General features: G+C 72.8%; 10 protein-coding genes. 7 read left to right on the forward strand and 3 right to left on the reverse strand.

Annotated elements, in window-relative coordinates; translation table 11 throughout:
- Window positions 1–4 precede the first annotated feature (4 nt).
- Window positions 5–1,114: an AraC family transcriptional regulator gene (locus tag BLQ62_RS15015; protein ID WP_068568733.1), complete on the reverse strand. Its 1,110-nt coding sequence runs from the start codon at window positions 1,112–1,114 to the stop codon at window positions 5–7.
- A 44-nt stretch (window positions 1,115–1,158) separates the two neighbouring features.
- Here BLQ62_RS15015 and BLQ62_RS15020 point away from each other — a divergent pair, with 44 nt between their 5' ends.
- The 4 genes from BLQ62_RS15020 to lipB all read left to right on the forward strand — a co-directional run bounded on the left by BLQ62_RS15020 (window position 1,159) and on the right by lipB (window position 6,246).
- Window positions 1,159–2,688 (forward strand): leucyl aminopeptidase, encoded by a 1,530-nt coding sequence (locus tag BLQ62_RS15020; RefSeq protein ID WP_068568735.1) that lies wholly within the window; start codon window positions 1,159–1,161, stop codon window positions 2,686–2,688.
- A gap of 155 nt (window positions 2,689–2,843) precedes the next feature.
- On the forward strand, window positions 2,844–4,604 hold the full coding sequence (gene sucB, locus BLQ62_RS15025) for a 2-oxoglutarate dehydrogenase, E2 component, dihydrolipoamide succinyltransferase (protein ID WP_068568737.1): 1,761 nt from the start codon (window positions 2,844–2,846) through the stop codon (window positions 4,602–4,604).
- 21 nt (window positions 4,605–4,625) lie between these two features.
- Window positions 4,626–5,534, forward strand: a complete 909-nt coding sequence (locus BLQ62_RS15030) for a TIGR01777 family oxidoreductase (RefSeq protein WP_068568739.1) — start codon at window positions 4,626–4,628, stop codon at window positions 5,532–5,534.
- 10 nt (window positions 5,535–5,544) lie between these two features.
- Window positions 5,545–6,246 carry a lipoyl(octanoyl) transferase LipB gene (lipB, locus tag BLQ62_RS15035; RefSeq protein ID WP_068530132.1) on the forward strand — a complete coding sequence of 234 codons (702 nt, stop codon included), beginning with the start codon at window positions 5,545–5,547 and terminating at the stop codon, window positions 6,244–6,246.
- Here the strand turns inward: lipB and BLQ62_RS15040 are convergent.
- A complete protein-coding gene (locus BLQ62_RS15040; protein WP_231857750.1) occupies window positions 6,237–6,620 on the reverse strand; it encodes a winged helix-turn-helix transcriptional regulator in 384 nt (127 codons plus the stop codon). The genes lipB and BLQ62_RS15040 overlap by 10 nt on opposite strands.
- A gap of 142 nt (window positions 6,621–6,762) precedes the next feature.
- Here BLQ62_RS15040 and BLQ62_RS15045 point away from each other — a divergent pair, with 142 nt between their 5' ends.
- Window positions 6,763–9,825 carry an MMPL family transporter gene (locus BLQ62_RS15045; protein ID WP_231857751.1) on the forward strand — a complete coding sequence of 1,021 codons (3,063 nt, stop codon included), beginning with the start codon at window positions 6,763–6,765 and terminating at the stop codon, window positions 9,823–9,825.
- On the opposite strand, the gene BLQ62_RS15050 is transcribed toward BLQ62_RS15045, so the two are convergent.
- Window positions 9,782–10,990, reverse strand: coding sequence for an MFS transporter (locus BLQ62_RS15050; RefSeq protein WP_068568741.1), 1,209 nt, complete (start codon window positions 10,988–10,990; stop codon window positions 9,782–9,784). The two genes, BLQ62_RS15045 and BLQ62_RS15050, sit on opposite strands and share 44 nt — an antisense overlap.
- A gap of 97 nt (window positions 10,991–11,087) precedes the next feature.
- Here BLQ62_RS15050 and lipA point away from each other — a divergent pair, with 97 nt between their 5' ends.
- Together lipA and BLQ62_RS15060 are read left to right on the forward strand one after the other, a co-directional pair.
- The gene (lipA, locus tag BLQ62_RS15055) at window positions 11,088–12,116 is read left to right on the forward strand and encodes a lipoyl synthase (protein WP_068568743.1); all 1,029 of its coding nucleotides are present in this window, start codon (window positions 11,088–11,090) and stop codon (window positions 12,114–12,116) included.
- A gap of 39 nt (window positions 12,117–12,155) precedes the next feature.
- On the forward strand, window positions 12,156–12,920 hold the full coding sequence (locus BLQ62_RS15060; protein ID WP_068530129.1) for a DUF4191 domain-containing protein: 765 nt from the start codon (window positions 12,156–12,158) through the stop codon (window positions 12,918–12,920).
- Window positions 12,921–12,941 lie beyond the last annotated feature (21 nt).

Raw genomic sequence — 12,941 nt, forward strand, 5'->3', positions numbered from 1 at the left:
CACTTCAGCGCGCCGTGACCGCAGATCCCCCCGGGTCGTCCGCGATCGCCCCGCCGCCGCGGCCCGCGTCCGTCCGGACCTCACCGGGGGTCCGGCCGGTCCACCCGGCGAACGCCCGCCGGAAGTCGCGGGTGTCCGCGAAGCCGACCGCCTGCGCCACCGCGCGCAGCGGCAGGTCCGTGGTGCGCAACAGGTGCTCGGCCCGGTCCCGGCGGACCCGGGCGTGGATCGCGCGGAAGGACTCGCCCGCATCGGCGAGGTTGCGGCGCAACGTGCGCTCGGTGGTGTTGAGCGCCCGGGCGATGCCGGCCATGGTGCAGGGGCGGTGCAGTTCCGCCAGCAGCAGGCGCTCGACGGCCCAGACGTGGTCCAGTTCGCGCGCCTGCGCGGCGGTGCCGTCGACGGCGCGGCACGCCGCGAGCGCGGCGGCGTGCACCGCCGGTTCGCGGCGCGGCAACGGCGTGTCGAGCACGCCCCGGGGAACGGTCATCCGGGCCGCGGGCGCCTCGAAGCGCACGACGCATCCGAAGGACCGCTCGTACAGTGCCGCGTACGACGGCGCGGGGTACGGCAGGTCGAGCGCGGCGGGCGCGAACCCCTCGTCGACGAGGGCGGAGCGGAGCAGCGTCGTGACGCTGAGCATCGTCTCCTCGCACAGGAACGGAAGCAGTGCCGGGTCGGGTGAACGCGGTACCAGCGTGAGACGGATCGTCTCGGCGTCCTCGTGCACGGCGAAGTCGACGAGGCTTCCGGCGGCCCGGTGGAACTGCAGCCCGGCGGCCACCGCACCCCGGACGTCGGGCGCGGTCTGGATCGCCACCCCGAGCATGCCGAAGGACTGCAGGAGCGGCCGACCGCCGGCCTCCAACCCGAGGGGGCGCTCCGGCAGCGCGCGCACCACCTCCGTCAGGAACCGCAGCACGTGCACGAACGGGAGGCGCAGGTCCGCAGACGCTTCGTCGCAGGAGAATCCGGAGCGCGCGGCCCAGTCGGCCACCGGGTGCCCTGCGCGGGACAGGCTCTCCAGGAGATGGGCCACGACGGGCGCGGGCAGGGCGGCCGCGCGCTCGTCGTCCCCGGGCGGCGGCCCGCTCGGATGTCCCAGGCGTACCATCCGACAAGGCAAGCACACCCGCCGCCCCGACGAGAGGAAACCCCTTGAGCACGCCGTTCACCGGACCCGCCTTCACGCTGACCGACGATCTGGGCGCGACGACCGACGCGCTGATCGTGGGCGTGTACTCCGCGGAGGGCGACGGTGCGTCGATCACCCTCGACGGCGGCGTGCCGGAGGCCGCGCGCGCACCGATCGTCGAGGCGCTCGCGCTGCTCGGCGCCGAGGGCAAGGCCGGCGAAGCGGTGCGCGTTCCCACCCCCGCCGGCGCGGGTCTCGGCGCGACCACGATCCTCGGCGTCGGTCTCGGCGCGCAGGAGAAGGTGACGGCGGAGGGCGTGCGCCGCGCCGCCGGTGTCGCGGCGCGCACGCTCGAGGGCGTGGCCGGCGCGGCCACCACACTGTCGTCGATCGATCTGGCGGCCACCGTCGAGGGTGCCTTCCTCGGCGCGTACCGCTACGCCGAGTTCCGCACGACCTCCGCACCGACGAAGACCACGCTGGGCGCCCTCGCCCTGCTCTCCTCGCCCGCCTCGGAGGCGCTGGCGGACGAGGCGCGCGGCACCGTCGAGCAGGCCCGGCTGACGGCCGCCGCGGTCGCGCTCGCCCGCGACTTCGTCAACACCCCGCCGAACGTCCTCTCCCCCGGCGAGTTCGCCGAGCGCGCGCAGCGGCTCGGCACCGAGGCGGGCCTCGAGGTCGAGGTCTTCGACGAGGAGTACCTCGACTCGAACGGCTACGGCGGCATCATCGGCGTCGGCAAGGGCAGCTCGCGCCCGCCGCGCCTCGTGCGCCTGCGCCACCTCTCCGGGGTCGACGGTGCCAAGCACGTGGCGCTGGTCGGCAAGGGCATCACCTTCGACACCGGCGGCATCTCCATCAAGCCGGCCGCGGGCATGGAGCAGATGACCTCCGACATGGGCGGCGCCGCGGCGGTCATCGCGACCGTGATCCTGGCGGCGCAGCTCGGCCTCCCGGTCGACGTGACCGCGACCGTCCCCATGGCCGAGAACATGCCCTCGTCCACCGCGCAGCGCCCCGGCGACGTGCTCACCCAGTACCCGGGCACCGGCAAGGGCGGCATCACCGTCGAGGTGATCAACACCGACGCCGAGGGCCGCCTGATCCTGGCCGACGCCATCGTGCGCGCCTGCGAGGACGAGCCCGACTACCTGATCGACACGGCGACGCTCACGGGCGCGCAGATGGTGGCGCTGGGAACCCGCACGCCGGGCGTCATGGGCACCGACGACTTCCGCGACCGCGTCGCGGAACTCTCGCGGTCGGTCGGCGAGAACGGCTGGGCCATGCCCTTCCCCGAGGAGCTGCGCGCCGACATCAATTCGCGCGTCGCGGATCTGGCGAACGTGAGCCCGAACCGCTGGGGCGGGATGCTCACCGCCGGCGTGTACCTCAAGGAGTTCGTGACCGACGGGGTGCAGTGGGCCCACGTCGACGTCGCGGGGCCCGCCTTCCACACCGGCGGCCCCTACGGCTACATCACCAAGGGTGGTACGGGCGTCCCGGTCCGCACGATGCTCGCGGTGCTCCGCGACATCGCGCAGCGGGGCTGACGTCCCGCACCCTGGGAGTTACCGGCGAGTAGGCCCCCAACCGCCGCGCGGACCCCGCACCGGAGGGTAGGGTCAGGTGTCGGTGGAGGCCACCAGCCGAAACCCGCGTTCAGCTCGTATCACAGCAGATAACCGAACCTGAGGAGTCAGAGGAAATGGCCTTCTCCGTCCAGATGCCGGCACTCGGCGAGAGCGTCACCGAAGGCACCGTCACCCGGTGGCTCAAGCAGGAGGGCGACACGATCACCGTCGACGAGCCCCTGCTCGAGGTCTCCACCGACAAGGTCGACACCGAGATCCCCGCTCCGGCATCCGGTGTGCTGCTGAAGATCCTGGCGCAGGAGGACGACGTCGTCGAGGTCGGCGGCGACCTCGCCACCATCGGCGAGGCCGGCGAGTCCGCCCCCGCGGAGTCCGCCCCCGCTCCCGCCGCCGAGGCCGCCCCGGCACCCGAGCCCGAGCCCGCCCCCGCCGCCTCCGCTCCGGCCGAGTCCGCCGCCCCGGCCGAGCCCGCCGCGCCCGCTGCTCCTTCGGCGCCCGCGTCGGGCACCGAGGTGACGATGCCCGAGCTGGGCGAGTCCGTCACCGAGGGCACCGTCACCCGGTGGCTCAAGAGCGTCGGCGACGAGATCGCCGTCGACGAGCCGCTGCTCGAGGTCTCCACCGACAAGGTCGATACGGAGATCCCGTCGCCGGTCGCGGGCACGCTGCTCGAGATCAAGGCGAACGAGGACGACGTGATCGCCGTCGGTGGCGTGCTCGCCGTCGTCGGCTCCGGCGCCCCCGCGGCCGCGTCCGCCCCCGCCGCGCCGGCCCCGGCTCCCGAGCCCACCCCGGCACCCGAGCCGGAGCCCACCCCGGCACCCGAGCCCGAGCCGGCCCCCGCGCCCGCCCCGGCTGCGGCCGCACCTGCTCCCGCCGCCGCACCGGCCGCGCCCGCGGCCCCCGCCGCCGCCTCGTCCTCGGAGTCGACGCCGTACGTCACGCCGCTCGTGCGCAAGCTGGCCGCGGAGAACAACGTCGACCTGAACTCGGTCAAGGGCACCGGCGTCGGTGGCCGCATCCGCAAGCAGGACGTGCTCGCCGCCGCCGAGGCGGCCAAGGCACCCGCCGCGGCCCCGGCCTCGGCCCCCGCTGCGGCCGCGCCGGCGGCACCGTCGGCCCCCAAGGGCGCACGCCCCGAGCTGGAGGCGCTGCGCGGCACCACGCAGAAGACCAACCGCATCCGCCAGATCACCGCGCGGGTCACCCGGGACTCGCTGCAGAACGCGGCGCAGCTCACCCAGGTCTTCGAGGTCGACTTCAGCAAGATCGTCGCGCTCCGGGCGCAGGCGAAGGCCTCCTTCAAGGCCAACGAGGGCGTGAACCTGACGTTCCTGCCGTTCATCGCCAAGGCGGCCATCGAGGCGCTCAAGGTGCACCCGAACGTCAACGCGTCGATCAGCGATGACTTCAAGGAGATCACCTACCACGGTGGGGTGAACCTCGGCATCGCCGTCGACACCCCGCAGGGCCTGCTCTCGCCGGTCATCAAGAACGCCGACGACCTGTCGCTGGCCGGCCTCGCGCGCGCCATCGCCGATCTCGCAGAGCGCACCCGCAACAACGGCCTCAAGCCCGACGAGCTCTCGGGCGGCACTTTCACCATCACCAACATCGGCAGCGAGGGCGCCCTGTTCGACACGCCGATCCTGGTCCCGCCGCAGGCGGCGATGCTGGGCACCGGCGCGATCGTCAAGCGCCCGGTCGTGGTGACGGACGCCGCGGGCACGGAGTCCATCGGCATCCACCCGATGGCCTTCCTCCCGCTGACCTACGATCACCGCCTCATCGACGGTGCCGACGCGGGTCGCTTCCTCACCACGGTCAAGCACCGTCTCGAGGAAGGCGCGTTCGAGGCGGATCTGGGCCTCTAGCACCGGAAACCACCCGATCACATGGAACGACGGGTCGCCCTCGCCGGATCGTCGGGGCTCATCGGCACTGCGGTGTCGCGAGCACTGACGCGGCGGGGCGACACCGTCGTTCCGCTCGTTCGGGGCGATTCCGCGCGGGGGCTCCCCTGGAATCCCGCGCGGGGCGAGGTCCCCGACCTCGCCGGCTTCGACGCGGTGATCGCACTCAACGGCTCCCCCATCGCCGGCCGCCGCTGGACCGGCGCGGTGAAGCAGGACCTGCGCGACTCCCGCATCGAGCCCGCGGCCGCGCTCGCCGAAGCCGCCGCCCGCGGGGGCGTCCCGGTCCTCCTGGGCGCCAGCGCCGTCGGCGTGTACGGCGACGCCGGCGAGAGCGCGTGCGTCGACGGCCCGCAGGGAACGCCCCCGGGTGCCGGCTTCCTCGCGACTCTGTGCACGGAGTGGGAGGCGGCCGCCGCACCCGCGAGCACCGCCGGAGCCACCGTCGCGCACCTGCGCTTCGGGCACGTCCTGTCCGCCGCGGGCGGCCTGCTCCCCGTCCTGCGCCGGGTGTACCGGCTCGGTCTGGGCGGCCGGCTCGGCAGCGGCCACCAGTGGATGTCGTGGATCTCCCGCGACGACGCCGCGCGGGCCGTGCTGCACGTCCTGGACGGCGCGTTCGCGGGCTCGGTCGCCGGGCCCGTCAATCTCGTCGCGCCGACGCCGGTGCGGCAGCAGGCCTTCAGCGAGGCGCTGGGCCGCGAGGTGAGCCGCCCCGCGCGGTGGGTGGTGCCGCGCTTCGCGCTGCGCGCCGCCGTCGGGGAGATCGCCGATGAGGGCCTGCTCACCTCCCAGCGCGCCGTCCCGCGCGTGCTGCAGGAGAGCGGATTCCGGTTCGTGCACACCACACTTCCCGCCGCACTCGCCGCGGCGATGGCGGACGAGGCGTAGCGTCGAGCGCATGCCCGCACGCTCCGCCCGCGCCGATTCCGCACCGATCGTGGTCGAGGACCTCGGCACCATCGGCTACCAGGAGGCCTTCGACCTCCAGCACGACCTCGCGAACCAGCGCGCCGACGGCACCGTCGGCGATCGCCTGCTCCTCCTCGAGCACCCGCCCACGTTCACGGCGGGCAAGCGCACCCAGCCGGAGGACCTGCCGACCGATGGCAGCACCGTCATCGATGTCGACCGGGGCGGCAAGATCACCTGGCACGGCCCCGGCCAGCTCGTCGGCTACCCGATCGTCAAGCTCGGCTCGGCGATGGACGTGGTGGACTACGTGCGCCGGATCGAGCAGGCGCTGATCGAGGTGTGTCGCGGCCTGGGCCTGTCGGTCGGGCGGGTCGAGGGCCGCTCGGGCGTCTGGTTCCCCGCCGACGGTGCGCGCCCGGAGCGCAAGGTGGGTGCGATCGGCATCCGCGTGGCGCGCGGCGTCACCCTGCACGGCTTCGCCCTCAACTGCGACAACACTCTCGGCGGCTTCGACGCGATCATCCCGTGCGGCATCCCCGACGCCGGCGTGACGACGCTGAGCGCGGAGCTCGGCCGCGACGTCACCGTCGGCGAGGTCCGCGACGCCGTCGTCGACGCCGTGCAGCGCGCGCTCGACGGCGACCTGCCCGTCACCGACGAGGATCTGCACGCTGCCGGTCACGCCTGATCGGCCGATCCCTCCCCACTGTCGTCCCGGACCGCCTTGGCCCACGTCTTCGCCCACAGCTCGAGCGGTCCGAGCGCGATGAGCAGCGCCTTGCCCTGGTAGCTCAGGCGGTAGGCGCCGTCGGCGCTCTGCGTGACGATGTGCGCCGCGGTCAGCTCGGAGAGGCGCTGCGAGAGCGTGCTCGACGAGATGCCCTCGATGTGGTTGCGCAGGTCCGAGAAGCGCGACTTCCCGAATCGCAGCTCCCACACGATCCGCAGTGCCCAGCGCCGGCCGAACAGGTCGAGCGCGGCCATCATCGGCCGTCCGGTATCGGAACCACGGACGGGACGCCCCGGTAGCGGGCGTTCGACGTCGTTCTCGTTGTGACCCACGTCACTCCCCCTCACGTTGTGCGTCGGAACCCACACCAGGATGCCCTAGTCGAACCTCGGCGATAGAGATACGGTTCACACCTATCAGTCCAGTTCGATTTTTGGACCACGGCCGGTGCTCCCGGCGGACCGGAAGGCAACCGTGATCGACGTCCAGAGTAATTCCGCGGCGAAGCCGCCCTTCTTCACCCGACTCGGCCGGCTGTGCGTGCGCTACGCGGCCTGGATCCTGCTGTTCTGGGTGGCGCTGGCCGGCGTGCTCAACGTCGCGGTGCCGCAGCTCGAGCAGACGGTGCACAAGCACTCGGCGCCGTTCATCCCGGGCGACCTGCCCGGCGTCGACGGGCTGCGCGCCATGGCCGAGGAGTTCGGCACCCCGTCGTCCACGGCGCAGGGCAACGTCATCGTCGCCGCCGAGGGGAGGATCGGCCCCGAGCAGGAGCAGTACTACCGCGCCCTCACCGCGGCGTTGGAGGCCGACGAGGAGCACGTCGCCTACGTGATCGACACGTTCGGCAAGCCGGCCGCACGCGAGGTGGGCCTGAGCCCCGACGGCAAGGCGATCAACCTGCTCGTCGCGGAGGTCGGCGACATCGGCTCGACCCGGGCGCAATCGAGCACCGAAGCGATCCGCGAGACCATCCGCTCGATCCCCGCACCGGCCGGCACCACCGTCGAGTTCACCGGCACCGCGCCCACGCTCTCGGACCTGTTCACGGCGATCGACTCCTCGCTGTTGGTGATCACCGCCGTGTCCGTGGTGCTCATCATGGCGCTGCTGCTGGTGACCTACCGGTCCATCGGCGCGGCGCTGGTGCCGCTGCTGACCATCGGCCTCTCGCTGGCCGTCGCGCGGCCCATCGTCTCGCTGCTCGGCGAGCACGAGGTGATCCCGGTGTCCAACTTCTCCATCGCGATCATGACCGCGATGGTGCTCGGCGCGGCCACGGACTACGCGATCTTCGCCGTCGCCGGCTTCCACGAGGCCCGCCGGGCGGGTGTTCCGAGCGACGAGGCCGCCGTCGCCGCGTCGACGCGCGTCGGCCGGATCATCGCGGCCTCGGCGCTGACCATCGCCGTCGCCAGCGGCGCCATGATCTTCTGCAAGGTGGGCATCTTCGTCACCGCCGGCCTGCCCACCACGATCTCGATCATCGTCACCTGCCTCATCGCGCTGACCCTGCCGCCCGCGCTGCTGCGCTACCTGGGCGCCCGGGGCTGGGTCGAGCCCCGGCCCGGCACCGAGAAGCGCTGGCGCCGCACCGGCGCGCGGGTCATGCGGCGCGCGGTGCCGCTCTCGGCGGCCGCACTCGTCGTGCTGCTCGCCGCCGCGGCCGTGCTGCCGAGCATGGTGATCGGGTTCGACGAGAACCGGATGCAGCTGCGCGCCACCGACTCCCGCAACGGCTACGAGACGGTGCAGGAACACTGGGGAGTCAACGAGGCGGTTCCCGAGTTCCTCCTCATCCGCGCCGACCACGACATGCGCAACACCCACGACCTCGCGGCGCTCGAGGCCATCGCCATCGGCGTGGGCAATCTGCCCCAGGTCGCCTACGTCCGATCGATCACCCGGCCCGACGGGAAGCCGATCCCCGAGTCGGCCGTCGGGTACCAGACGCAGCAGGTCGCCAACGGGCTCGGCGACGCGAACCGCCAGCTCAAGGAGGCCTCGCCGCAGCTCAAGGCGCTCGCCTCCGGCGTCGATCAGCTCAACGCGGGCGCGAACGAGGCGTCGCGCCGCGTGCCCGAGCTGGTCGCCGGAACGCAGCGGGTCACCGGGCTCGCCTCCGGCGTGCTCGACGCGCTCACCTCGGCGCAGCAGGCCCTCGCCACGGCGAGCGGCGGCACCGTCGACGTCGACGACGCCACCCGCCTGCTGCGCAGCGCCGTCACCACGCTCACCGTCGCGGCGGATGCTGTGCGCACCGCCCAGCGCCAGCAGTCCGCGGCTACCGCAGGCGTCAGCACCGTCTTCGGGCCGCTGGTGGGGCCCATCTCCCCCACGTGCGCCGCCGATGCGAACTGCCGCGCCGCGCACGACGCCTTCGCCCAACTGGACCGGGCGACGGGCGGTTCCGCCTCGACGGCGGTGCGCGCGGCCACCGCCGTGGTCCCGCTCCCCGCGGGCACGACCGACCGGGCGAGCGCCGCCCTCACGCAGGCCGACGACGCACTGGCCCGTCTGCAGGGGCTGCTCGCCGGCCTCGACGGGCTGAGCCCCGCGCAGCTCAAGGCACAGCTCGCGGAGCTCAACGCCGGTGTCGCCCAGCTCTCCACCGGCCTGACGCAGCTGAGCACCGGCCTGGGACAGGTCAAGACCGGTACTGATCAGGTGGTGGAGATGACGGGCCGGCTGCAGGACGGGCTCGGCACCGCGACCGACTACCTGACCGGGCTGAGCGCCGGCACCGCCGACGGTCCCGGGCGGGGCTTCTACCTCCCCGCGCAGGGCCTGCAGTCGGACCGGTTCGTCGACGGCGCGCGCGTGCTCATGTCTCCCGACGGCAAGTCCGCCCGCATGCTCGTGGTGTGGGGCATCAATCCGTACTCGGACGAGGCCCTCAACACCGCCGCGTCGATCCCCGACGCCGCGCGGGCCGCGGCGAAGGGCACGGTGCTCGAACCCGCGACGATGGACGGATTCGGGCTGGCGTCGATCTCGGCGCAGATGCGCGAGCAGGTGCTGCGCGACTTCCTGCTCTTCGGCCTGGTCGCGGTGATCGGCGTCTTCCTGGTGCTGCTGGTGCTGCTCCGGGCCGTGATCGCGTCGCTGCTCATGGTCACCACCGTGGTGCTGTCCTTCGCGGCCGCCGCGGGCGCGTCGGTGCTGCTCTGGCAGCACGGCCTGGGGATCCCCGTCGACTGGTCGGTGCTGCCGATCTCGTTCATGGCCCTGGTCGCGGTGGGCGCCGACTACAGCATGCTCTTCGCCGACCGCATCCGGGAGGAGGCCGCCGGAGGCTCGACGGTGCGCGGCGTGCTCCGCGCGTTCGGCACCACGGGCAGCGTGATCACCACGGCCGGGCTGGTCTTCGCGATCACCATGTTCGCGCTCATGAGCGGCAGCGTGATCAACCTGCTGCAGATCGGTTCGACGATCGGCATCGGCCTGCTGCTCGACATCGTCGTGGTACGGACGGTCTTCGTGCCCGCGGCGATCACCGCACTGGGAGACCGGGTGTGGTGGCCGTCGAAGCCCTGACCGGACGCAGCCGCACCGAAGCGAAGCAGAGGAGCGCGGCGGCCAGCGCGAACGCGGTGGCCGTCGCCGCGAACCAGGGCCCGCCCACCACGAGCGTCCCGAGCGTGGCCGTGCCCGCCGCGATCCCCGCGTTGGTGCAGGCGTTGTTCCAGCCGAGCACCGCGGCGCGGTTGTCGGGGTCGACGGAGGACAGGTAGGTCTGCTGCGCGGAGAAGAACGCTCCACCGCCGGCGCACCACACCGCGACGGCCGCGATGACGACGGCCGGGACGGTGGCGGTGGCGGCCACCGCGACGCCCGCGGCCACCACGAGCGCCGCGCCGGCCGGCACCCACGCCGGGTGCACGCCGCGGCGGGCGAGCCGGTCGACGAGGACCCCCGTGCCGACCGAGCCGGCCATCGAGCCGATCCCCACCACGAGGCCCACCAGCCCCAGGGTGGTCAGCCCGTACCCGAAGCGGTGCGAGAGCAGCACGCCCACGTAGGTGTAGGCGCCCAGCCGTCCCGCCTGCAGCAGGAGCGAGGACGTGAAGGCCAGCGCGATCCGGCGGTCGCGCCACGGCGCGAACAGGCCGCCGCGGTGCGCGCTCGCCGGCGCCGCGCCCGCCGAGGGCAGCCGCCGGGCCATGACGACGGCCACCACCAGCATCGGGACGCCGATCAGCAGGTAGGGCGCGCGCCAGCCCAGCCCCGTCGCGAGCAGCGCGCCGAGCGGCACGCCCAGGACCTGGCCGCCCGCGTAGGCGGCCGCGCCCAGGGAGACGGCGCGGCCCCGTTGCGCGGGGGCGGCGTACTCGGCGAGGTAGGCCCAGATCGACGGGGCGCCGAGCGCCGCGCCGAGCCCCGAGAGGGCGCGGGCCGCCACGAGGAGCGCCAGCGACGGCGCCAGGTAGCTCAGTACGTCGGCGACGGCGAAGACCGCCATCCCGGTGGCGATCGCGTGACGGCGCGGCAGCCGGTCCGAGAGCCGCCCGAAGAGCGGGCCCGTGACGGCGTAGCAGAGCACGTAGGCGGTGACGACGTTCCCCGCGGCGCCGGTGGACGCGCCGAAGGCGCGGGCGATGTCCGGCAGTAGCGGCGCGACGAGGTTCATCTCGGCGCCCATGAGGAAGAACACCAGGTAGAGCACGACGAACGTGCCCCACGGGGTCCTCCCCTGCGTCATCGCCGTACCTCCTGTCGGAGCCAGATTAGATGATCGAATCAACGGCGCCCACCGGGCGTGACCCGCGACACCGTCGGGTCGCGGACGCGGGCGTAGCATGGATCGGGTGAGTACCCCGGAGAACCCCCGCAAGCTACTCCGCCTCGAGGTCCGTAACGCACAGACCCCGATCGAGCGCAAGCCGAACTGGATCCGCACGCGCGCGAAGATGGGCCCTGAATTCACCGAGCTCAAGGGCCTCGTCAAGCGTGAGGGCCTGCACACGGTGTGCGAAGAGGCGGGCTGCCCCAACATCTACGAGTGCTGGGAGGACCGCGAGGCCACCTTCCTCATCGGCGGCGAGCAGTGCACGCGGCGGTGCGACTTCTGCCAGATCGACACGGGCAAGCCGGCGGAGCTGGACCGGGACGAGCCGCGCCGCGTGGCCGAGTCGGTGCAGGCGATGGGCCTGCGCTACTCCACCATCACCGGCGTCGCGCGCGACGACCTGCCCGACGAGGGCGTGTGGCTCTACGCCGAGACGGTGCGCCAGATCCACGCGCTGAACCCGAACACGGGCGTCGAGAACCTGATCCCCGACTTCCACGCCAAGCCCGAGCTGCTGGCCGAGGTCTTCGAGTCGCGCCCCGAGGTGCTGGCCCACAACCTGGAGACGGTGCCGCGCATCTTCAAGCGGATCCGCCCCGCCTTCCGGTACGAGCGCTCTCTCGACGTGATCCGCCAGGCCCGCGACTTCGGCCTGGTCACCAAGTCGAATCTCATCCTCGGCATGGGTGAGACCCCCGAGGAGGTCACGGAGGCGATGCGCGACCTGCACGACGCGGGCTGCGACATCATCACCATCACGCAGTACCTGCGCCCGTCGCCGCGGCACCACCCCGTGGAGCGCTGGGTCAAGCCCGAGGAGTTCGTCGAGCACACGCAGGCGGCCGAGGAGATGGGCTTCGCCGGCGTGATGGCCGGTCCGCTGGTCCGCTCGTCGTACCGCGCCGGAAAGCTCTACGCCAAGGCGATGGCGCACCACGGTCGTCCGATCCCGGAGAACATGGCGCACTTGACGGCCGAGGGCGACGCCGCCCAGGAGGCCACCTCGGTGCTCAGCCGCATGGCCGCCGCCGCCAAGTAGGCGTTCGGCACGAAGTAATCGCACATTAAGCTAGGGGACATGGCACAGGACAAGGCAGCGGCCGACAAGCTCAAGGCGCAGAAGGCCGAGGCGAAGCGGGCCCGCAAGGCCGCTTCGAAGGAACGCCGCAAGCAGATGTGGCAGGCGTTCCAGATGCAGCGCAAGGAAGACAAGGCGCTGGTACCGATCATGGCCGGCGTGTTCGTCGTCGCGATCGTGCTGTCGATCGGCCTCGGCGTGCTCCTCGGGCAGCCGTGGTGGATGTTCCTCATCCTCGGTGTGCTGCTCGGCGCGCTGGGCGCGTTCATCGTCTTCACCCGCCGCCTCGAGCGCAGCGTCTACACCAAGAACGAGGGCCAGGTCGGCGCGGCCGGCTGGGCGCTCGAGAACATGCGCGGCTCGTGGCGCGTGACGCAGGCCGTCGCGCGCACCACGCACGCCGACGCGGTGCACCGCGTCATCGGCAAGCCCGGCGTGATCCTCGTCGCCGAGGGCAACGAGGGCCGGATCAAGGGCCTGCTCGCGCAGGAGAAGAAGAAGACGGCCCGCGTCGTGGGCCAGACGCCGATCTACGAGTTCACCGTCGGCAACGACGAGGGCCAGGTGCCGCTGCGCAAGCTGCAGCGTTCCCTGAACAAGCTCCCGTCGAACATCAACGGCAAGAAGATCGATGAGTTGGAGGGCCGCCTCGCAGCGCTCTCCACGCGCACCGGCGGCGCGCAGATGCCGCGCGGCCCGCTGCCGCAGGGCGCGAAGATGCGCAGCGTGCAGCGCACCGTCCGGCGCAAGACCGGATCGAACTGATCGAAGAACTCGGGGCCCGCT

It is taken from the genome of Tsukamurella pulmonis (assembly GCF_900103175.1).
GTDB classification, from domain to species: domain Bacteria; phylum Actinomycetota; class Actinomycetes; order Mycobacteriales; family Mycobacteriaceae; genus Tsukamurella; species Tsukamurella pulmonis.